Source organism: Roseibium sp., from assembly GCF_965233565.1.
GTDB lineage: Bacteria > Pseudomonadota > Alphaproteobacteria > Rhizobiales > Stappiaceae > Roseibium.
In genome coordinates, this window is sequence record NZ_OZ247494.1 from 2,768,314 (window position 1) to 2,788,079 (window position 19,766).

18 protein-coding genes are annotated in these 19,766 nt (G+C 59.3%); 11 read left to right on the forward strand and 7 right to left on the reverse strand.

Translation table 11 applies throughout. From position 1 onward, the window contains the following. Positions 1-6: 6 nt before the first annotated feature. Positions 7-471 (reverse strand): translation initiation factor IF-3, encoded by a 465-nt coding sequence (locus tag ACO6TG_RS12660; RefSeq protein ID WP_422378493.1) that lies wholly within the window; start codon positions 469-471, stop codon positions 7-9. A 313-nt stretch (positions 472-784) separates the two neighbouring features. Between ACO6TG_RS12660 and infC the strand changes: the two genes are divergently transcribed. Beyond that, positions 785-1,324 carry a translation initiation factor IF-3 gene (infC, locus tag ACO6TG_RS12665; protein ID WP_422378874.1) on the forward strand — a complete coding sequence of 180 codons (540 nt, stop codon included), beginning with the start codon at positions 785-787 and terminating at the stop codon, positions 1,322-1,324. A gap of 141 nt (positions 1,325-1,465) precedes the next feature. On the opposite strand, the gene ACO6TG_RS12670 is transcribed toward infC, so the two are convergent. Both ACO6TG_RS12670 and ACO6TG_RS12675 read right to left on the reverse strand, forming a co-directional pair. Continuing rightward, positions 1,466-3,673, reverse strand: a complete 2,208-nt coding sequence (locus ACO6TG_RS12670; protein ID WP_422378494.1) for an ATP-binding protein — start codon at positions 3,671-3,673, stop codon at positions 1,466-1,468. 464 nt (positions 3,674-4,137) lie between these two features. Then, complete coding sequence (locus ACO6TG_RS12675) at positions 4,138-5,283, reverse strand: porin (protein ID WP_422378495.1); 1,146 nt, start codon at positions 5,281-5,283, stop codon at positions 4,138-4,140. Positions 5,284-5,982: 699 nt separating this feature from the next. Here ACO6TG_RS12675 and ACO6TG_RS12680 point away from each other — a divergent pair. Further along, positions 5,983-6,420 carry a MucR family transcriptional regulator gene (locus tag ACO6TG_RS12680; RefSeq protein WP_422378496.1) on the forward strand — a complete coding sequence of 146 codons (438 nt, stop codon included), beginning with the start codon at positions 5,983-5,985 and terminating at the stop codon, positions 6,418-6,420. Between the two features lie 101 nt (positions 6,421-6,521). Here the strand turns inward: ACO6TG_RS12680 and ACO6TG_RS12685 are convergent, their stop codons facing one another. Continuing rightward, positions 6,522-7,424, reverse strand: a complete 903-nt coding sequence (locus tag ACO6TG_RS12685) for a GlxA family transcriptional regulator (protein ID WP_422378497.1) — start codon at positions 7,422-7,424, stop codon at positions 6,522-6,524. Positions 7,425-7,532: 108 nt separating this feature from the next. Here ACO6TG_RS12685 and ACO6TG_RS12690 point away from each other — a divergent pair, with 108 nt between their 5' ends. Further along, the gene (locus ACO6TG_RS12690; protein ID WP_422378498.1) at positions 7,533-8,372 is read left to right on the forward strand and encodes an MBL fold metallo-hydrolase; all 840 of its coding nucleotides are present in this window, start codon (positions 7,533-7,535) and stop codon (positions 8,370-8,372) included. Between the two features lie 17 nt (positions 8,373-8,389). Here the strand turns inward: ACO6TG_RS12690 and ACO6TG_RS12695 are convergent, their stop codons facing one another. Genes ACO6TG_RS12695 through ppk2 form a run of 3 tightly spaced genes read right to left on the reverse strand, consistent with a single transcriptional unit; the run spans position 8,390 to position 10,988 of the window. After that, positions 8,390-9,394: a Gfo/Idh/MocA family protein gene (locus ACO6TG_RS12695; RefSeq protein ID WP_422378499.1), complete on the reverse strand. Its 1,005-nt coding sequence runs from the start codon at positions 9,392-9,394 to the stop codon at positions 8,390-8,392. 23 nt (positions 9,395-9,417) lie between these two features. Next, positions 9,418-10,020 carry a hypothetical protein gene (locus ACO6TG_RS12700; protein WP_422378500.1) on the reverse strand — a complete coding sequence of 201 codons (603 nt, stop codon included), beginning with the start codon at positions 10,018-10,020 and terminating at the stop codon, positions 9,418-9,420. Between the two features lie 59 nt (positions 10,021-10,079). Then, positions 10,080-10,988, reverse strand: coding sequence for a polyphosphate kinase 2 (ppk2, locus tag ACO6TG_RS12705; protein WP_094072695.1), 909 nt, complete (start codon positions 10,986-10,988; stop codon positions 10,080-10,082). 183 nt (positions 10,989-11,171) lie between these two features. Here ppk2 and ACO6TG_RS12710 point away from each other — a divergent pair, with 183 nt between their 5' ends. From ACO6TG_RS12710 to ACO6TG_RS12745, 8 genes are all read left to right on the forward strand, one after another. Continuing rightward, on the forward strand, positions 11,172-11,819 hold the full coding sequence (locus tag ACO6TG_RS12710; protein ID WP_422378501.1) for a TetR/AcrR family transcriptional regulator: 648 nt from the start codon (positions 11,172-11,174) through the stop codon (positions 11,817-11,819). Continuing rightward, positions 11,816-13,423: a carboxyl transferase domain-containing protein gene (locus ACO6TG_RS12715; protein ID WP_422378502.1), complete on the forward strand. Its 1,608-nt coding sequence runs from the start codon at positions 11,816-11,818 to the stop codon at positions 13,421-13,423. The genes ACO6TG_RS12710 and ACO6TG_RS12715 overlap by 4 nt, the downstream gene beginning before the upstream one ends. A gap of 3 nt (positions 13,424-13,426) precedes the next feature. After that, positions 13,427-13,849 carry an ASCH domain-containing protein gene (locus ACO6TG_RS12720; RefSeq protein WP_422378503.1) on the forward strand — a complete coding sequence of 141 codons (423 nt, stop codon included), beginning with the start codon at positions 13,427-13,429 and terminating at the stop codon, positions 13,847-13,849. Beyond that, positions 13,849-14,364, forward strand: coding sequence for an O-acetyl-ADP-ribose deacetylase (locus ACO6TG_RS12725; protein ID WP_422378504.1), 516 nt, complete (start codon positions 13,849-13,851; stop codon positions 14,362-14,364). The genes ACO6TG_RS12720 and ACO6TG_RS12725 overlap by 1 nt, the downstream gene beginning before the upstream one ends. Continuing rightward, positions 14,364-16,358, forward strand: a complete 1,995-nt coding sequence (locus ACO6TG_RS12730) for a biotin carboxylase N-terminal domain-containing protein (RefSeq protein ID WP_422378505.1) — start codon at positions 14,364-14,366, stop codon at positions 16,356-16,358. The genes ACO6TG_RS12725 and ACO6TG_RS12730 overlap by 1 nt, the downstream gene beginning before the upstream one ends. Continuing rightward, a complete protein-coding gene (locus ACO6TG_RS12735; protein ID WP_422378506.1) occupies positions 16,345-17,973 on the forward strand; it encodes an acyl-CoA synthetase in 1,629 nt (542 codons plus the stop codon). The genes ACO6TG_RS12730 and ACO6TG_RS12735 overlap by 14 nt, the downstream gene beginning before the upstream one ends. A gap of 142 nt (positions 17,974-18,115) precedes the next feature. Beyond that, positions 18,116-18,976, forward strand: coding sequence for a hydroxymethylglutaryl-CoA lyase (locus ACO6TG_RS12740; protein ID WP_422378507.1), 861 nt, complete (start codon positions 18,116-18,118; stop codon positions 18,974-18,976). Then, positions 18,973-19,761 (forward strand): crotonase/enoyl-CoA hydratase family protein, encoded by a 789-nt coding sequence (locus tag ACO6TG_RS12745; RefSeq protein WP_422378508.1) that lies wholly within the window; start codon positions 18,973-18,975, stop codon positions 19,759-19,761. The genes ACO6TG_RS12740 and ACO6TG_RS12745 overlap by 4 nt, the downstream gene beginning before the upstream one ends. Positions 19,762-19,766: the final 5 nt, after the last annotated feature.

Here is a 19,766-nt window from a genome sequence, read left to right on the forward strand (position 1 = left end):
TGGATTTCAGTCGACCGGTCCTTGATCGGCAGGCCTGGTGTCCTGCCGCTTCAAGCCGTGCCAGCAACCGGATGTCCGGCCGGCGATCAGCCAATAAACCGCACCGGCGACAAACCCGGCGGCCAGCGCCACCCCGCTGCCCGGGCGAAGCGTTTCGGCACCGGCCTCGCTTCCCAGGGTCCAGACCGCAAAGGCGATCAGGCCTGCGGCCGCCATGTGAAACACAATGCCCTTGAGCCGGGCAGTTTCGGCAATCGCTATGACCAGCCCCGCCGGAACCAGGGCGGTTGCACCGACAACGCTGGCGGTCACAAGCCCGGTACCGACGGTTGCCGCGAAGCCGACGGGATCAGTGTCAGGCGGACCGGCACGAAAAAAGCCCCACGCAAGGAACAGCCCGCAAGCCAGTACGGCAAGAATGAACCCGGTCACCACCTTGAGGAGCTGATAGACAAATTTTCCGCCGTCCAAACCGCCTGTCCTTCTTGATCTTGGTGTTCTGCCTCCTTACTTGAGCCCGCGCGTAAGCAAATGCAACAGCCGGGACAGGACCAGCCGGCAGACAGATTGAATTCCGTCAAGGAACGGACCGCTACTGAAAATCCGCGAAACCTCCAAGAAAACCGTTGTTTTCGGTTGACTTTTTGCCGGTTTCGCAGGAGCTTAGGGGATGGCGTCAAGCCAAGCACGTTCAGTCCCCTTGGTGCAGTTGTTCCGAGGTTTTTCGTGTAGGTATCGAGCCAAATCCTGACGCCACGTTGAAACGATAGAGGAGATTGCGACCATTCGCCGTCCGTTCCGCGCCCCGCCTCCCACGAAGGAAGGCCCGCGCACCAACCAAGAAATTCGCGTTCGCGAAGTCCAGTTGATTGATCATGAAGGCGCCAACCGTGGTGTCGTGCCGACCGAGGAGGCGATGGATATCGCCCTGGATGCAGGCCTGGATCTAGTTGAAATCCAGCCCAACGCAAACCCGCCCGTCTGCAAGATCCTGGACTATGGCCGGTACAAGTACCAGGCCCAGAAGAAAGCCGCAGAAGCCCGCAAGAAGCAGAAGACCGTCGAGATCAAGGAGATCAAGATGCGTCCGAACATCGACACCCATGACTATGAGGTGAAGATGAAAAACATGCTGCGTTTCTTCAATGACGGAGACAAGGTGAAGGTCACACTCCGCTTCAGGGGGCGTGAAATGGCACACCAGGACCTGGGCATGAACCTGCTCAACAAGGTCCGCGAAGAGACCAACGAAATCGCCAAGGTCGAATCCGCTCCGAAGCTGGAAGGCCGGCAGATGGTGATGGTGCTTGCCCCGCTGAAGTGAGCCGGCCGGCAAAGCCATGACGAACGAAACCCCGCCTCGGCGGGGTTTTTTGTTTTGTGCAATTCGGCTGGGACGCCTTAACGGATCACGTCCGAGCGGCCAGGTGACTTCCCCTGGAAGCGCTACATGAACAGAAAGCTGTCAAACGTCCTCCGTCGGTCGTTTCGGGGCAACGAGAGGCAATACGATTTTGAATGTCGTCCCCTCGCCGGCCTTGCTCTCCACGTCGATTTTACCGCCGAGCAGTTCGGTGACGAGATTATAGACGATATGCAGGCCGAGCCCTGATCCACCCATGCCAAGCTTGGTGGTGAAGAACGGATCGAAAATCTTGCCGATAGTCTCTTCGGGAATCCCCATGCCATTGTCGGCAACAGTGAGCGTCAGATGGCTTCCATCCGCGACCGAATGGACTTTGATGACGCCGGACTTCTCCGGCGGGAAAGCATGGACAAGTGCATTGTTGTAGAGGTTGAGCAGCACCTGCCCGACCGGTCCGGGATAACTGTCCATCTCCGCATCGGCTTTGATCGTCGTTTCGACAATGACATGCGCCTTTTCAAGAGACGGCCCGAGGGTCACACCGATCTCCTTGACGATTTCGGAGAAGCTGAAGACGCGGCGCTTGTAGCTTGTCTGGTCGACCGCAACCTGTTTGAAGCTGGCAACCAGTTCGTCGGCCTTGCTCAGATTGCGCAGGATCAGCTGGTTGCCATTGTCGACAACCTCGGCAAATTCCAGAAGAGCTTCCTGCTCCAGTGGCTGGTGGACCACCTTCTGGAAATCCCGGCTCCTGTCGACCAGGGTGCTTGCCATCATGACGGCATTACCGATTGGCGTGTTCAGCTCATGGGCAACACCTGCGACCAGGGAGCCCAGACCGGCAAGCTTTTCCGATTTGACCAGCTGGCTCTGCGCCTCCTTCAGCTCCGCCACGGTCCGGGATAATTCCGCGTTGGCCTGCGTGAGCTCCCGGGCGCGCTCGGCCACGCGGTCTTCCAGATCCGCATTCACATCCTGGAGCTTGTGAATGGCCTCACGGCGCTCAAGTTCCGTGGTATTTGCACGCCCGAACAGGCTCTTCCAGTGACGCGGCACAACGGGACTCTGGATCCGCACCTTGTGCGGCAGGTTTTCGACATGACGGGCAAGCTGCAAGGCGGGCAGCGTGAAGCGGCGGTGCTGGAGGACCACAAGCCCGATCAGCGACGCCACGCACAAGCTCATCATGGCGAGATACGGCGTCATCAGCTCAAAAACGGAAGACCGAAGATCTTCCTTGGCGATGTAAAGCAACATCCGCCAGGGCGTTCCCTGCAGATCGAATGTCTTCCAGACACCATGGTCGGACCGCTGCAATTCATTGGGGCTGATAGAAAAAACGGTTTCGATCTGCAGAGGATCGAGCACTTCGGACAAATTCAGGATTCGGCTGGACATATCCTGGGGTGGCCTTGAGGCGGCGACGACCTGACCGCCTTCTGCCAGAACCCAGAAATTGGCGATGGCCGTATCGTCGACCTTCAGTTGTTCGTTCAGGACGGCCAGGGTCAGATCCGAACCGAAGACACCGACAAATTCGTCCGAATGGTAGACCGGCGCCACCAGCGACACCATCAGCCCGGCAGCCGCGGCGTCAGGATATGGTGGTGTCCAGGCAAGTTGACGGTCGGGATTCTGGTCCGGCCCAATCAACTTGACCGGGTAGGTTCCTCCGGCTGCGAACACCACGTCGAGGATCTCATCCATCGTATGTTTGCCAGTTGCCCCGCTCAGCGCTTTGAAGTCGAGCCCCGGATAGAGAACGCTGAACGCACCCGCTGCGTCGTAATAGTAGCTCCATTGCAGGTTGGGAAACTTCTTGTGCGCATTCCACATCAGCGGCAGCGTTGTGAGCATGTCATCCAGTTCACGCTGGTACTCCGTGGCGTTCCTGCGAACATAGAGCGTGCCCGTTGTGGATCTCAACTCAGGCGGCAAGGTATCCCAGGGAGCGCCGGCAGGACTGCCCTGCCCGAGCCTTTCCAGCACTTCACTCATGCTGCCACCACTGCTCAGTTCAGTTCGTTCAAGCAGGGTTTCCATGACGAACCGCATGCCGTCCACATGCTGCTGAGCTTCGTCCAGTTGATGTTGCAGCCCCTTGTGAAGCAGCTCCGCCTGCCCGATCGCCTCACGTGTCAACCGATCGGATATCTGCTTGGCCTGGAGTATCCCGAACCCGGCCCCCACGGCGGAAAGAAGCAGGATGCCACCAACAAACAGGATGCCGTAAGCCTTTATGAGGCGCTCCGAATCGGTTCTCGGAATATCTGCGGCTGATGCGGCACCGACGGTGTCATCAGTCATCGGCGCACCTCCTGCCTTCCATGAGAAGATTGCCGCGCCCGGAGGTCGTTACGGCCTCACCCGGCACTTTCACACTGACGACGCCAGGGAACAGTGCGGACTGCAAATCTTCACCACCTCGTACAATTTACCCGCGGCCAAAAAGATACGCAGTTTGCAATTAAAGCAAAATATATATCTCTAGATACTGATATTTTTGACGGTGAAATTGTACAGGTTTTGCAGAAAAATCTAAAAGAATTGCCAAGTAAGGGCGTCGAATCGACTCCTCTTGCAAAGACATCGGCCTGCACACCTGACGAAACCGGCTCGCCGCCTGCCTGCCGTGCGGCATTGTTTGCAATCAGCCGGACTTGGCTGACATCCCCGGACCGCAAAAGGGGACGGCCCGGCAGATTGGAGCCTGCCGGGCCGCATGACTGACTGGAGGTTGGAGGTCTTCAGTCAGGCGAACTGTCGTCTGATCAGAATGTGCGCTGCATACGAACGCCGAAGAGGAGTTCGTCCGTGTCGCCCTGGGTGTCGACATCCGTGTTGGCGTAACCAACATCAGCACCAAGCAGGAAGCCGGAGACCGGTTCCCACTGAACCGAACCGTCAATCGCGTAGCGGGTGACGTCGTTCAGACCGGTCGCGGCGTCGATATCGGCGTAGGAACCGTCAAGCGCAAGACCGATTGTGCTGGTTGCCTGAATGTAGGCACCGGCGGAAAGCGAATAGCCCGAAGACGTATCGCCACCGTTGAAGTCGGCAACACCGTCATACGTCGTGATGTAGGCAAGCGCACCGTCAGCATAGAAACCCTGGAAGAAGATGTTCGATCCAGAGTTGGCAAACGGCAGGTTCACGCTCGCGCCACCGCCGATCGCCCAACCGAGCTGATCTTCAGCACCGTTGTTCGAAGTACCGGTCTGGTGGGCAGACGCGCGATCCGGATAGACCTGGTGCAACGCACCGGAAAGCTGGGCACTACCCCAACCCTGAGACACGCCGAGAGCCGCAACGATATCCGGCATGCGGGTGCCACCATAGTTGCCGTATTCACGCTCCGAACGGTCTTCCAAAGCGATGGTTGCAGAGAACCCGTTGCCGAAGGCAGCCGTATAGGCAATCTGGTTCACGGTGACGTCGGACCAGTCACGATCGACCACACCGATAAACGCCTGACCGGTAAAGATGTCGAAGTTCGAGGTCAGACGACCAGCCGTCAGACCGCCCCACTGGATGTAAGCGTTGTCCAGCGTGAAGGAAGAGTTGTCACCGTTGGTCGAAGAACCGTAGATCGAGATGTACGAACGCAAGGTACCGAACTCGGTTGCGGTACGCGCATCAAGATAAAGGTAGCCGCGAGCGAGCCAGGAGTAGCCGTCAGAGTCGCGATCACCCCAGTTGCCGTCATCCAGAACGTTGTTCGCGACGAACTGGGTACGAACACGGCCACCGACGCGGAGGCAGGTTTCTGTGCCGGGGATGTAATAGAAGCGAGCGCCGTAGGCATCACAGACGCGGACATAGTCGACCGGCTCCGGAGCAACGGGAAGGTCCGCTGCCTGAGCGGTGGAAGCTGTGGCGATGGCCGCAGCGCCGAGCATCAAGCTCTTGAAGTTCATTTGCTTCTCCAATTTCGATTTTGCGCCGGGGAGGGAGGAAACACGATTACTTAAACGTGTTCCGCTAAGCGCGCATTTTAACTTCCGCCTACTGAGATATACATAGCCCAACTCGGCGGCGACGACCCTAAAAAGCCAATCGAATCGCCTGAATGCAACCTCAAAATGGAGAATTCGGCATAATGAATCTGAGAGTCATATTTTTACAACACTATGATTTTCATAGGATTTTTATCCTGTTTCACATTTTGGCGCACCCCCTTGAACAACCGGCATCGCGACCCCATATGCCCCGCTTTTTCGTGCTTGTTTATTTACTTGAAAATATTTAAATCAAAAATCGTCTTTTCACTTTTCTGGCGAGATTAAACTGACCAGTTTAGTTTTCCAAATCTGAAATATAAATACAGATATTGGTAATTCAGCGGGACAAATTCGCTTTTTTGTTGTTTTTAATTGTCATTTATAGCTATTTTTTCTCGCTGCAACGCAGCAAATTTTGTTTTTCTTCCGTTTTACAGGCCAATGACTCACTCCGTCGTACACTCGCCACAAAAAATTCTTTGTTACAAATTTATTTGCAAAAAAATCAGAATGTACTTGAAATGGGAAGTCGTCATACAGATCTATTAGGGAAGGTTTTCCGGGACCGCATCCGCCGTTCCGATGAAGATATTTACCGCGGGACAGGGAGCTTCCATGCTGGAGCAAGACAATGGAAAAAGCGTCGAGGCTGCAAGCCTTGTCACGCTAACGGCGGATATCGTCTCCACTTATGTCACCAACAACACGGTTCCGACCGAAGATCTGACCGAACTGATCCGCAACGTTCACGGCGCTCTGGAGCAAGCGGCCGGATCACAGGCGTCAAACGGGCAGCCAGTCCCAGCGGTCCCAGTCGAAAAGTCGGTCACGCCGGAATTCATCTACTGCCTGGAAGACGGCAAACCGTTCAAGTTTCTGACCCGCCATCTCAAGACCAAATACAATCTCACTCCCCGCGAATATCGCGAGAAGTGGAGCCTGTCGGCGACCTATCCGATGGTTGCCCCCAAATACTCCAAGAGGCGCGCGGAAATGGCCAGAAAGGCGAAACTCGGCCACAAACGGGACGCTGGTGAACAGCCCCCGAATTGAAACCGAATTGGTCTGGAAAATGCCGGAACGCGCATGGCGCCCGATGCACTACGCTGGCGCTGCCCTCCGGATCTGTTCCATCTACTTTGGGAGGCCGTCGGCTAGCGCGCGCTCTTCCGCCTGAACTGCTCTCGAAAGGCCCGCGGCGTTAAGCCGGTCAGACGGCCAAACAGGCGAATGAAGGACGGTGGGTCGTTGTAACCAACCGCATAGCAGATCTCCGAGACACTGGTTTTGGTCTCGATCAGTAGTTCCCTTGCCCGTTCGATCCTGAGTTCCTGAAGGTAGACTTGAGGCGACAAGCCGGTCGCCGCCTTGAAACGCCGTTGAAAACTGCGCCCAGGCAGCCCGCTCACTTCGGCCATGCGCCTGACCGTGAGCGGTTCACGGTACCGGGCTTCCAGATGATGCTGGGCTTTCAGAACGGCATGGTCGCCGTGGCGCAGCTCCGGCAGGAAGCGGTGAAACCGGCGCTGATCACGCCGCCTGAATTCGACAATGAAATGGCGCGCCGTTTCCAGGGCAACATCATGCCCCTGAAAACGCTCTATCAGGGCCAGCGCCAGGTCAACCCAGGCCATCAGTCCCCCAGCCGTAACGAGATCAGAGTATTCGATCAGCAGCTGATCGGTGTCCAGCTGCAGGCCGGGGTAGGCTGCACGAAGGTGCTGCGCGAGCCCCCAATGGGTCGTCACCAGCCTCCCGCCTGTCAGATCGGCCTCCGCTATGAAGGCCAACCCCGTGCAGGCAGAACAGACGACGGCCCCCGTTCGGTGCTGCCCCACCAGAAAATCCGAAATCTGCGGCACTTCCTCTGCAAAAACCGGCCCTGCCGACGGTGGCAATATCAATGCCGCATACCGTTCTGGATGCGGTTGAAACGTGTTTAGCACGGCAAGATCCAGGACGGTGTCAGAGATCCCGTTTGCATGCCCAATAATGTCCTGCAGACCAAGCACAGCTGAGTCCAGGGATCCCGGATAGGCGAGAATGGCTACGGGCAAGCGAGTTATCATTTGGCTGATTTAGCACATTTTTTGTCAAATGCGCCAATCCCGGCACCTTGCGATCGCGCCTAACTTCCAGGCAACAGAAACCGGAGTGATATCAAGATGCTCGTTCCTTCTCAGCCGTCCCCGAACCAAACCCGCCTGGGAAACCTGACGGTCACCACACTGTCTGACGGTTTCCTCGATGTGCCCGGCGCCTACTTTTCCAATCTCTCCCCCCAAGAACACACACGTGTTCTGCCAACGGCGCGTTTTGGCGCCAACATCTGGCTGATAGAGGCTGGGGCACGAAAGGTGCTGGTCGACGCAGGGTCCGGCAGTTGGCTGAAAGAGCGTTTTGCAGACACCGGCAACCTCGGCTGGCAACTTGATGATAGGGCACCGGAACGCGCGGCAGTCACCGACATTATCGTGACCCATATGCATGCCGACCACATTGGCGGTCTTGTTGCCGGTGGCCGCAGTCTTTTTCCGAACGCGACAATTCACGTGCAGGCATCCGAATGGGCTTTCTGGACGGACGTAGCGCTTCCGCAATCCGTTCCGGAAGACCAACGCCCCCTGATCGAGCTGATTCAGGCGCTTGGCAATCCGCTCAAGGGTCAGATCAAGTTGCATGAAGGTAAAGCAGACCTTGGCGGCGGCATCAATCTGCTGCCGGCCGCCGGGCACACGCCCGGTCACCAGGTGGTGCATCTGTCTGCAGGGACCCGTGAGCTCATGCTGATTGCAGATGCCGTCGTTTCAGAGGCTTTGCAGTTTGGAAATCCCGACATCCACTACGCTCTGGACGGCGACCCGGCAAAGGCCGCCGAGACACGCAAGACCCTCTTCGACAGGATCGCCTCGGACAGAATTCCGTTCGCAGCGACCCATCTGACGTCAACTGGTTTTGGCCATCTGGAGCGAAGCGGCAGCGGTTACGACTATACCGCTGCCTGATCGAACGGCTTTGGATCTCAGCTGATGCTGACCCAGCCACCCGTCTCTGCCGACGCAAAGATCGCGTCCAGGACCTTCATGTTCTGGACGGCGTCCTGTGCACCGTAAGGCAGCGGCTCTTCCCCGGAAACGGCCCGGCCGAAGACGTCAGCCAGCTCGGCATACTGGTCACAGGGCGCGATAAGCTCGGATGTCATGGACGCATCCCCCAGAAGCGAACCGTCATCCAACCGGATCTGAAGAGCTTCTCCTTGTGGCGCGTTGAAGGGAATGACGATTTCCAGGCGCTTCTTCGTGCCGACCAGCTGCAGACGCTGATACGGCGTCAATTGGGTGGAAACCGTAAAGGACAGGTGCCGGTTGGAGCCGAAATCCATCAGCGCACTGGTCATCCGGTCCGTGCCGAACTCAGGGTCCCGGTCGATCAGCGAGACCACACGCTCAGGCTCGGCATCGTAGAAATAGCGGCCGGCCAGCATGGTGTAGCAGCCGATATCCATCAGGGCGCCGCCCCCGATATCGGCCTTGTTGCGAATATTGCCCGGATCGTCGTTGTAATAGCTGAAAAAGCCCTGAATTGCCTTCAGCTCTCCCAGGGTTCCCGAGCGCACGAGATCCCGCGCCTTGATCCATTGCGGATGCGCCCGCACCATGAAACCTTCCGCAACCAGTCTGTCTTTCGGCAGATCCAGGAGCAGCTCGGCCTCTCTTGCATTGAGCGCGATCGGCTTCTCGCACAGAACATGTTTGCCCGCCTCGACCGCCTGGACCGTTACCGGCACATGCATATGGTTGGGCAATGGATTGTAGATGGCGTCGATGTCTGGGTCGGCTAGGAGCTCTTCATAGGAGCCATAGGCCTTTTCAATGCCGAGTTCATCTGCGGCCGCCCTGGCCTTTTCAAGCCCTCTTGAGGCAATTGCGGCGGCGACACCGGTTTCGGAACGCTGTATGCCCGGGATAACCTTTGTCAGCCCGATCTTTGCCGTCGAAACGATGCCCCATCTGATCCTGTCCGCCATTTTCTCTCCGTTTCACACGCAATTTAATCGGTTAGAAGCCCGTATTCCCGGACTTCCTTGTCGGTCATGACATGTATGCCGTCTGCGGGCGCCGCTGACAATGTGAACCAGTAGAAACGATCGTCGCCAAGCATGTCCTCGGTGTATTTCCGCGCCTCCTCATGCTCCGGACTGTCCTTCGGATAATGCGCGCCGTCATGGATGCCGTCCGACCAGGAATGTACCCCGAGCACCGCCGCCTCCCCGATGGTCCGTTCAACGCCCGCCAGGAAAAGATCCACGCCGCCGGAGTAGATCTCGGCGCCCGCCGGCACATGAGTCGCCAGTCCGAGTTCCCGCACCCTGTAACCGAGCTTTACGTTGGTTTCGTCGTCGCTCGACCCGGAAATGCCGTCAAGCACCAGCACCTTCACCCATGGAAAGGCACTGATCACTTCGTTGAATTGATCAAGTGAAAGAGCGTTGATTTCACCACGGACATACAGCCGGTCATCGGCGACCTGGAACCGGGTTGTCGGCATGGAATTGGCAAAAAAGTCGCTTGTGATCTTGGCACCGGCAAAAAAGCCGGCAACGAGGATCGCAAGAACGGTGACCGCCAGCCAGACGAGGGGCCGTCGCATCATGGCATTTCTTCCCGTCAGGCACGGCCCCGGGTCATCTGACCCGGGCCGGCTGATTCACATCAGAATTTCTGCGGAACATAGAGATGTTCAGGCAGAACCTTGCGCTCATAATCCTGATTATAGACCCGTTCCGGCAGGGAGATCGGGTCATGCGGCACTTCTTCATACGGGATCATCGACAGAAGATGCGAGATGCAGTTCAGGCGCGCCTGTTTCTTGTCGTTGCCTTCCACGATGAACCAGGGCGCTTCGGGAATGTTGGTGCGCTCGAACGTCTCTTCCTTTGCCTTGGTGTAATCTTCCCAGCGCACGCGCGACTCCAGATCCATCGGTGACAGTTTCCACTGCTTCAAGGGATCGTGGATACGCATCAGGAAGCGCAACTGCTGTTCCTCATCCGTGATCGAGAACCAGTATTTGATCAGGCGCACACCGGAGCGCACGATCATGCGCTCGAATTCCGGAACGTCATTGAAAAACTGATCGACCTGATCTTCGGATGCGAACCCCATCACACGCTCCACACCTGACCGGTTGTACCAGGAGCGGTCGAACAGGACCATTTCCCCGGCGGCCGGCAGATGCGGCACGTAACGCTGGAAGTACCACTGTGTCTTTTCACGGTCGGTCGGGGCCGGCAGCGCAACCACCCGGGCAACGCGCGGATTGAGACGCTGGGTGATGCGTTTGATGACACCGCCCTTGCCGGCCGCATCGCGACCTTCAAAGACAATGACGATCTTCTCGCCCGTGTGCTGGACCCAATCCTGCAGTTTCACCAGTTCGGCCTGCAGACGCAGCAATTCATGAAAGTAGGTGTTCCGGTCGAGCGGCGACTTGTGTTTCTTTTCCGAAATGAAGGCCAGGTCCTTAGCGATCAGATTGTCATCGATCTCCATTTCCAGCTCTTCATCCAGGCTGTCCGCCCATTCGGCCTCAACCCAGCTCTTTGCGCTCTCTTCGGTCATCAATCGGTCCTTTTGAAAATTTCAGGCGAAACGCTCGCACGACTGTGAACAGATTATCCATGTAAGTTTTTTGACACTGCCCCTTCTTCGCAAGCCATTCTTTGATCTGACCCCTCCATTCCGCAAAAAGACACTTGTAAATGAATGATCGTTCATTTACTTTGCTGATCACGGAGGAGCCAGGTGATCAGCAACGCAGCAAAGGCGCAGCCACGCGGACCGTCCCGCCCCAAGGGGCTGGAGACGGCTGCACGTGTGCGCAAGGCAGCCCTGAAACGCTTTGCCGCTTCGGGCTATGCAGCCGTTTCCATGCGGGAAATCGCCGCCGATGTCGGCGTTCGTCCTGGCGCGCTCTACAATCATTTCCCGACAAAACAGGACATCCTGAAAGACCTGATGCTGTCCCACATGGCCGACCTGCTTCAGGCCTGGGAAACCGCCGACTTTCCGGAAAAGATGGACCCGCTGGAGCGGTTCGTGCGCTTCCACATCCGCTATCACCTTGAAAAGACGGACGAGGTCTTCATCTCCTACATGGAGCTACGCAACCTGGAACCGGACAATTTCGACCTGGTTGAGACCGAAAGGCGTCGCTATGAGACGATCCTGACCGGCATCCTGCAGGTCGGCGCGGCCCGGGGCCGCTATGCAGTCACCGAGCCGAAGGTCGCAACGCGCGCCATTATCGCCATGCTGACCGGCATCCCCAACTGGTATCGCGAAGGCGGCCGCCTCGCCAAACACGACATCGAAGACATTTATCTTGAGCTGGCGCGCAAGGCCGTTGCGCCTGGCGCCACACCACCCTTGACGGGAGACCGGATGACATGAGCATCCTGAAATCGAGCCTTTCGCCCAAATCCGAACAATTCGCCGCCAACAGGGCCGCGCATGAAGCTGCCATGGATCAGGTCAAGGCGGCCGCGCAGACCGCGCTTGACGGCGGCGGTGAGAACGCTCGCCAGCGCCACGTCTCCCGCGGCAAGATCCTGCCACGTGAACGCGTGTCCCGGCTGCTGGATCCGGGCTCTCCTTTTCTGGAAGTCGGCATGCTGGCCGCGCACGACATGTATGAGGGCGCCGCCCCGGCGGCCGGCATGATTGCCGGCATTGGCCGGGTCGAAGGTCAGGAAGTGATGATCCTGGCCAATGACGCGACTGTCAAAGGTGGCACCTATTATCCGATGTCCGTCAAGAAACACCTGCGTGCCCAAGAGATTGCGCAGGAGAACAACCTGCCCTGCATCTATCTTGTGGATTCGGGCGGTGCCAACCTGCCTAACCAGGACGAGGTCTTCCCGGACCGCGACCATTTCGGCCGCATCTTCTACAATCAGGCCAACATGTCGGCGAAGGGCATTGCCCAGATCGCCGTCGTCATGGGGTCCTGCACGGCGGGTGGCGCCTATGTGCCGGCCATGTCCGACGAGACGATCATCGTCAAGAACCAGGGCACCATCTTCCTGGCCGGCCCGCCCCTGGTGAAAGCCGCGACCGGCGAGGAAGTCACCGCTGAAGACCTTGGCGGCGGCGACGTCCACACGCGCCTCTCCGGCGTGGCCGATCACCTGGCGCGCGACGATGCGCATGCCCTGGCGCTCGCCCGCCGCGCCATTGCCAGCCTCAATCGCACCAAGACCTCCTCCGTCGCCATGCAGAGCCCGGAAGATCCGCTCTACGATCCGGAGGAAATCCTCGGGGTTGTGCCGGCCGACCTGAAGACCCCTTATGACATCCGCGAGGTTATCGCCCGCACGGTCGATGGCTCCCGGTTCGATGAGTTCAAGGCCCGGTACGGCACGACCCTGGTCTGCGGCTTTGCCCATATTCACGGCATGCCGGTCGGCATCATCGCCAACAATGGCGTTCTCTTTTCAGAAAGCGCAGTGAAGGGTGCTCATTTCGTCGAGCTCTGCTCCCAGCGCAAGGTGCCGCTGGTATTCCTGCAGAACATCACCGGCTTCATGGTCGGCCGCAAATATGAAAGCGGTGGCATTGCCAAGGATGGCGCCAAGCTGGTGACAGCGGTCGCCACCACGTCCGTTCCCAAGATCACCATGCTGGTCGGCGGATCGTTCGGCGCCGGTAATTACGGCATGTGCGGCCGGGCCTATTCGCCGCGTTTCCTATGGACCTGGCCGAATTCACGCATCTCCGTGATGGGCGGCGAACAGGCCGCCGGTGTTCTTGCCACCGTCCGCCGCGACGGCATCGAACGCAAGGGCGGCTCCTGGTCGATGGATAAAGAACAGGCCTTCAAGAAGCCGATCATCGATCAGTTCGAGGCGCAGGGCCATCCGCTTTACGCCACCGCCCGCCTCTGGGATGACGGCATCGTCGATCCGCGCAAGACCCGTGACATTCTCGGCCTGTCCCTCTCGGCCGCGCTGAACGCGCCGATCGAAGACACCCGTTTCGGCCTGTTCCGGATGTGAACCATGTCGATCGACGAGCTCAAACAGAAATACCCAGGGGCCGAGACCTTCAAGTTCGGCGACGGACCGGAGCTGAGCGATCAGCTGATCGCACTTGTCCGGTCCGGCAGGAAAACGGCCACCTGCGGCGCATTGAGAGATTTCCAGGAAGGAGGCGAAGCCATGCCCGTTGTTGGCAGACGGGACATTGCTCTCAACTGGGACGGGTCGCCGGCCCTGGTCATCGAGACACTGGAGGTCACAATCACACGCTATTGCGATGTGACGGAGGTCTTCGCACTGGCGGAGGGTGAGAACGAGGACCTTGCCGGCTGGCAACGGGATCATCAGGCCTTTTTCGAGCGCAATGGAGGCTTTGATCCGGAGATGGAACTCGTCTGCGAACGCTTCAGGGTCATTGAAGACCTGCAGCCGGAGGCCAGCTGATGAGCCGGATCGAAACAGAGGTAGGCGACATCACCCGGCTCGACGTCGATGCCATTGTCAACGCCGCGAATTCCTCGCTGCTCGGCGGCGGCGGGGTCGATGGTGCAATCCATCGCGCGGCCGGTCCGGAACTTGTTCATGAGTGCAGGTTGCTGGGCGGCTGCAAAACCGGCCAGGCCAAGATTACCAAAGGCTATCGACTGCCAGCCAGGTTCATCATCCATACCGTCGGCCCGGTCTGGCGCGGTGGCAGCGAAGGGGAACGGGATCTTCTGGCCAGCTGCTACGAAAGCAGCCTGCGCCTGGCATCGGAAAACGGCTGCAAGACCGTGGCCTTGCCGGCCATCTCGACCGGCATCTACGGCTATCCGGCCGACCAGGCGGCGGAAATTGCCGTTTCGACGGTCCGGCACTCGCTCGGCGATCTGCCGGATATCGAAACCGTCACTCTGGTTGCCTTTGACACGGCAAGCCACGACCATCTGAAAAACGCGCTCGGGAGGGCGGACAACTGATGTTCAAGAAAATCCTCATTGCCAACCGCGGCGAGATCGCCTGCCGGGTCATGGCCACCGCCCGGGATCTCGGCATCAAGACCGTCGCCGTCTATTCGGATGCCGATGCCGGCGCCAAGCATGTCGCCATGGCCGACGAAGCCTTTCGCATCGGCCCGGCCCCGGTCTCTGAAAGCTACCTAAAAATCGACACGATCATCGAGGTCTGTCGCAAGAGCGGCGCCGAGGCCGTGCATCCGGGCTATGGTTTCCTGTCGGAAAACCCCGATTTCGTCGATGCGCTGGAACAGGCCGGCATCACCTTCATTGGCCCGAGCGCCAAGTCGATCCGCGCCATGGGTCTGAAGGATGCTGCCAAGGCGCTGATGGTCGAGGCCGGCGTTCCCGTCGTACCCGGTTACCACGGCGACAACCAGGATCCTGACTTCCTGAAAGATGAAGCCGACAAGATCGGTTACCCGGTTCTGATCAAGGCCCGCGCCGGTGGCGGTGGTAAGGGCATGCGCCGTGTCGACGATCCAAAGGACTTTGCCGATGCACTTCAGGGTGCACAACGCGAAGGCGAAGCCAGTTTCGGCGACGGCCGGGTCCTGATCGAGAAGTATCTCACCAAGCCGCGCCATATCGAGATCCAGGTTTTTGGCGACAGTCGCGGCAACGCGGTGCATCTGTTCGAACGGGACTGTTCTCTGCAGCGTCGTCACCAGAAGGTGATCGAGGAAGCTCCTGCGCCTGATATGCCGGAAGAAATGCGCACAGCCATGGGCGACGCTGCCGTCAAGGCGGCCAAGGCGATTGACTATTCCGGCGCCGGCACCATCGAGTTCATCGCCGATGTTTCCGAAGGGCTGCGCTCCGACCGGTTCTATTTCATGGAGATGAACACCCGCCTTCAGGTGGAACACCCGGTCACCGAGATGATCACCGGCGAGGATCTGGTCGAATGGCAGCTGCGCGTGGCATCCGGTGAACCCTTGCCAAAGACCCAGGACGAGCTGTCCTTCAGTGGCTGGGCCTTCGAGGCCCGGCTCTACGCGGAAGACGCGCCCAAGGGCTTCCTGCCGGCCATCGGCACGCTGGAGCACCTCGCCCTGCCGGAGACCAGCGCAAGGGTCGATAGCGGCGTACGCTCCGGTGACGAGATCACGCCTTACTACGACCCGATGATCGCGAAGGTGATTGTCCACGGCCCGACCCGTGAAGCCGCTCTCGGAAAACTGCTGGCCAGCCTGGAGGCAACGGAAGTTGCAGGCTGTGTCACCAATGCCGGGTTCCTGGCCGCGCTGTGCCGTCATGAAGGTTTTGCGAAGGGCGATGTCGACACAGGCCTGATCGACCGGGACCTGGAAAGCCTGATCGAAGAACCGGCCATGCCGGAAGACGCCGTTGCCCTTGCCGCCTTGACCGCGCTTGGCCTTACGAAGCCGGCGCCGGGTGCCGATCCGTTCGAGACACTTGGCGGCTGGCGCATCTGGAGCGCGTCACGCCAGTTTGCACTCCTGGAGATCGGTGGCGAGCGGCGCGATGTCGAGGTCCATGCCCGTGGCAACCGGCGGTTCACCGTCCATCTTGAAGGCGGCGCGCGCGATTACACGCTTATCGACGTCTCGGCCGGTGCGATCACCTATGAATGTGCCGGCCACCGCGCCCGCGCTGTGGTCACCGCAGGCCGGAAGGGTCTCACCGTCTTTCTCGACGGCCACGCCTTCCCGGTCGCGCTGCCGGATGCGCTCAGCACGGATGAAGAAGCCGGCGGTGCCGGCGACCAGCTGGTCGCACCCATGCCAGGGCTCGTCAAGGTGCTCTCTGCCAAAACCGGTGATACCGTCACCAAGGACCAGCCGCTGGTCATCCTGGAAGCCATGAAAATGGAGCACACACTGAAAGCTCCGCGCGACGGCGTTATCGGCGACGTCCTAGTCAACGAAGGTGAACAGGTCACCGATGGCACCATCCTGCTGGCAATGGCGGAGGAAAGCGATGCTGCTGCCTGAGGCAACGAGCTACGACGCGCTTGTCTCCGGATTTTCCTGGGAGATTCCCGAACGCTTCAACATCGGCGTTGCCATCTGCGACGACTGGGCGGACCGGGAACCGGAGCGTGAAGCACTGGTGTTTGTCGATGAAGACGGCGACACAGCACGCTACAGTTACGCGGATCTCAGCCGTCTTTCGAGCCAGCTCGCCAATCTTCTGACGAGCCGGGGCGTTCTGCCCGGCGACCGCATCGGCGTGCTGCTGCCGCAGCGCCCGGAAACCGCCTATGCGCATATCGCAGCGCTGAAACTCGGCGCGGTAACGATCCCGCTGTTCACGCTGTTCGGTGAGGAGGCACTCGAGTACCGGCTGAAAGATTCCGGCGCCAAGGTCGTGATCACCGATCTTGCAGGCGCCGCCAAACTGGCCTCCCTGAGGGACAGTCTGCCGGATCTCTCGACAGTCTTCTGCGTCGATGGCGAAGATGGTGCCGCCCAGGACCTTGCAAGCCACATGGCCGGGCATGAAGACGCTTTCCGCGCCTTCGACACGGCCCCGAACGATCCGGCCATTATCATCTACACGTCCGGGACGACAGGCCAGCCCAAGGGCGCGCTGCACGGACATCGGGTGCTGCTCGGCCACCTGCCCGGCGTTGAGATGAGCCATGATTTCCTGGGCCAGCCCGGAGACCGCATCTGGACACCGGCCGACTGGGCCTGGATCGGCGGCCTTCTCGATGTGCTCATGCCCGCGCTCTATCTGGGCGTTCCGGTGGTTGCCTGCCGGTTCAGGAAATTCACGGCCGAAGCCGCCTTCCAGTTTTTGCAGGATCAGAAGATCCGCAACACGTTCCTGCCGCCGACTGCGCTGAAGATGATGCGCCAGCTGGACGCCCCCGAAACCCGCTGGCAGCTGAACTTGCGATCCGTTGCTTCAGGTGGAGAAACCCTCGGTGCCGAACTGATCGACTGGGGCCGGAAAACTTTCGGCCTGACGATCAACGAATTCTACGGCCAGACCGAGTGCAATATGATTGTCTCCAGTTGCGCCGGTCTTATGGACGCCCGCCCGGGCATCATGGGACGACCCGTGCCGGGTCACAACGTCAGCGTTGTCAATGACGCCGGAGAGGAACTTCCTACGGACACGCTCGGCAATATCGCCGTAAAACGGCCAGATCCGGTGATGTTCCTGAACTACTGGAACAACTTGGAGGCAACGCAGAAGAAATTTGCCGGCGACTGGCTGTTGACCGGCGACACCGGCTTAAAGGACGCGGACGGCTGGATCCGGTTTGTCGGCCGGGATGACGATGTCATCACGTCGTCCGGCTATCGCATCGGACCTGGGGAAATCGAGGATTGCCTGATCCGTCATCCGGCCGTTGCCATGGCTGGTGTCGTCGGCAAACCGGATGAACAGCGCACCGAAATCGTCAAGGCTTACATTGTCCTGAAAAGCGGCCTCGAAGGCAGCGAGGACCTTGCCAAGGAGATCGCCTCCTTCGTCAAGACACGCCTTGCAGCGCACGAATATCCGCGCGAAGTCGAATTTGTCGACGCCCTGCCGCTGACCACAACCGGCAAGGTGATCCGGCGAGAACTCCGCGCCAGGGCGGAAGGGGAGTAGCAGGTGCAGGCCACCCCTTTGTCATGCCCACGAAAACGGGGACCCAGCAAACGTCGGCGATCGACTGGTCGCCCTGGACCGGACCGGTAAGACAAATCACCGCCAACACAACTTGCCTCAAGAGAACTCAGAGCAGAACATCATGTCCGATTTTGTCACCCTTTTTGAAATGGGTCCCCGCGACGGCCTGCAGAACGAAAAGCTGTTTGTGCCGACCGCACAGAAGATCGAGCTCGTCGACCGCCTGTCCGCCTGCGGTTTTCGCAAGATCGAGGTGACCAGCTTCGTCAGCCCCAAATGGGTGCCCCAGATGGCCGACGCTCTGGAGGTGATGGAAGGGATCTATCGGCATCCGGCGGTAGTCTACACGGCCCTGACGCCCAACGTGAAGGGCTATACGGCGGCACGCCGGGCGTCCGTTGACGAAGTCGCGATCTTTGGCTCAGCCTCGGAAGGGTTTTCCAAGAAGAACATCAACTGCTCCGTGGCGGAAAGCATCGAACGGTTCAAACCGCTTCTGGAGAAGGCCCAGCAGGACGACATGCCCGTGCGCGGATATGTGTCCTGTGTCATCGACTGTCCCTATGACGGCCCGACACCACCGGAAAAAGTGGCCGAAGTCGCAGGCCTTCTGTTCGAACTGGGCTGTTACGAGATTTCGCTCGGGGACACGATCGGCGCCGCTACCCCGGACACCATTGCCCGTATGCTGGATGCCGTGCTGGAGGTGGTCCCGGCAGACAAGCTTGCCGGCCACTATCACGACACCAAGAGCCGGGCCCTGGACAATATTGCCGTCAGTCTGGAAAAGGGCGTCCGAACCTTCGACAGCGCCATTGGCGGCCTAGGTGGTTGTCCCTACGCGCCAGGCGCCAAGGGCAATGTGGCAACCGAGGCTGTTGTGGACCTGCTTGTCGAGAAAGGTTTCAAAACCGACCTCAAGCGGGATCTCTTGTCTGAAGTCGCCAATTTCGCGAAGACCTTGAGGAGTGTGGATGCATGAGTTTTGAGACCCTCACCCTGGCGACCGACCCGCGCGGCGTGGCCACGCTGACGCTCAACAGGCCGGACAAACACAATTCCCTTTCAGCGCAGATGATCGACGAGCTTACCCGGGCTGCCGCACAACTTGAAGCCGACGATGCAGTGCGCGTGGTTGTTCTGACGGGCGCCGGCGCCAGCTTCTGCGCCGGAGGCGATCTCGGCTGGATGCGCGAACAGTTCGAGGCCGACCGCGAAACACGCATGGCCGAAGCCCGCAAGCTGGCCATGATGCTGAAAGCCCTGAACGAGTTGCCCAAACCCTTGATCGGGCGCGTCCAGGGACAGGCCTTTGGTGGCGGCATTGGCATGATGAGTGTCTGTGACACCGTGGTCGCGGTCGACAGCGCCAAATTCGGCCTGACAGAAGTCCGACTTGGACTTATCCCCGCAACCATCAGCCCTTACGTTCTGGCCCGTATGGGAGAAGGCAAGGCACGCCGCGTCTTCATGTCGGCGCGGATCTTCGGAGCAGACGAAGCCAGGGACCTGGATCTTGCCGCGAAGGTGGTCAGCGAAGATGAGCTCGATGGCACCATCGAGGCGGAAATCAAACCCTATCTCGGCGCAGCACCGGCGGCGGTCGCCGCCTCCAAGGCGCTTGCCCGCAGTCTCGGCACACCGATCACCGATGCGGTCATCGACGACACCATCCGCCGCCTCGCCGACACCTGGGAGACACCGGAAGCCCGAGAGGGCATCTCGGCCTTCTTCGAGAAGCGCAAACCGGACTGGGTGGTGAAGTAGCGACA

Coding starts and splice junctions, on each gene's coding strand:
- ACO6TG_RS12690 (WP_422378498.1), top strand. CDS start 7,533: ATGCTCGTTCCTTCTCAGCCGTCCCCGAACCAAACCCGCCTGGGAAAC.
- ACO6TG_RS12740 (WP_422378507.1), top strand. CDS start 18,116: ATGTCCGATTTTGTCACCCTTTTTGAAATGGGTCCCCGCGACGGCCTG.
- ACO6TG_RS12680 (WP_422378496.1), top strand. CDS start 5,983: ATGCTGGAGCAAGACAATGGAAAAAGCGTCGAGGCTGCAAGCCTTGTC.
- ppk2 (WP_094072695.1), bottom strand. CDS start 10,988: ATGACCGAAGAGAGCGCAAAGAGCTGGGTTGAGGCCGAATGGGCGGAC.
- ACO6TG_RS12675 (WP_422378495.1), bottom strand. CDS start 5,283: ATGAACTTCAAGAGCTTGATGCTCGGCGCTGCGGCCATCGCCACAGCT.
- ACO6TG_RS12715 (WP_422378502.1), top strand. CDS start 11,816: ATGAGCATCCTGAAATCGAGCCTTTCGCCCAAATCCGAACAATTCGCC.
- ACO6TG_RS12695 (WP_422378499.1), bottom strand. CDS start 9,394: ATGGCGGACAGGATCAGATGGGGCATCGTTTCGACGGCAAAGATCGGG.
- ACO6TG_RS12700 (WP_422378500.1), bottom strand. CDS start 10,020: ATGATGCGACGGCCCCTCGTCTGGCTGGCGGTCACCGTTCTTGCGATC.
- ACO6TG_RS12745 (WP_422378508.1), top strand. CDS start 18,973: ATGAGTTTTGAGACCCTCACCCTGGCGACCGACCCGCGCGGCGTGGCC.
- ACO6TG_RS12735 (WP_422378506.1), top strand. CDS start 16,345: ATGCTGCTGCCTGAGGCAACGAGCTACGACGCGCTTGTCTCCGGATTT.
- ACO6TG_RS12730 (WP_422378505.1), top strand. CDS start 14,364: ATGTTCAAGAAAATCCTCATTGCCAACCGCGGCGAGATCGCCTGCCGG.
- ACO6TG_RS12670 (WP_422378494.1), bottom strand. CDS start 3,673: ATGACTGATGACACCGTCGGTGCCGCATCAGCCGCAGATATTCCGAGA.
- ACO6TG_RS12720 (WP_422378503.1), top strand. CDS start 13,427: ATGTCGATCGACGAGCTCAAACAGAAATACCCAGGGGCCGAGACCTTC.
- ACO6TG_RS12725 (WP_422378504.1), top strand. CDS start 13,849: ATGAGCCGGATCGAAACAGAGGTAGGCGACATCACCCGGCTCGACGTC.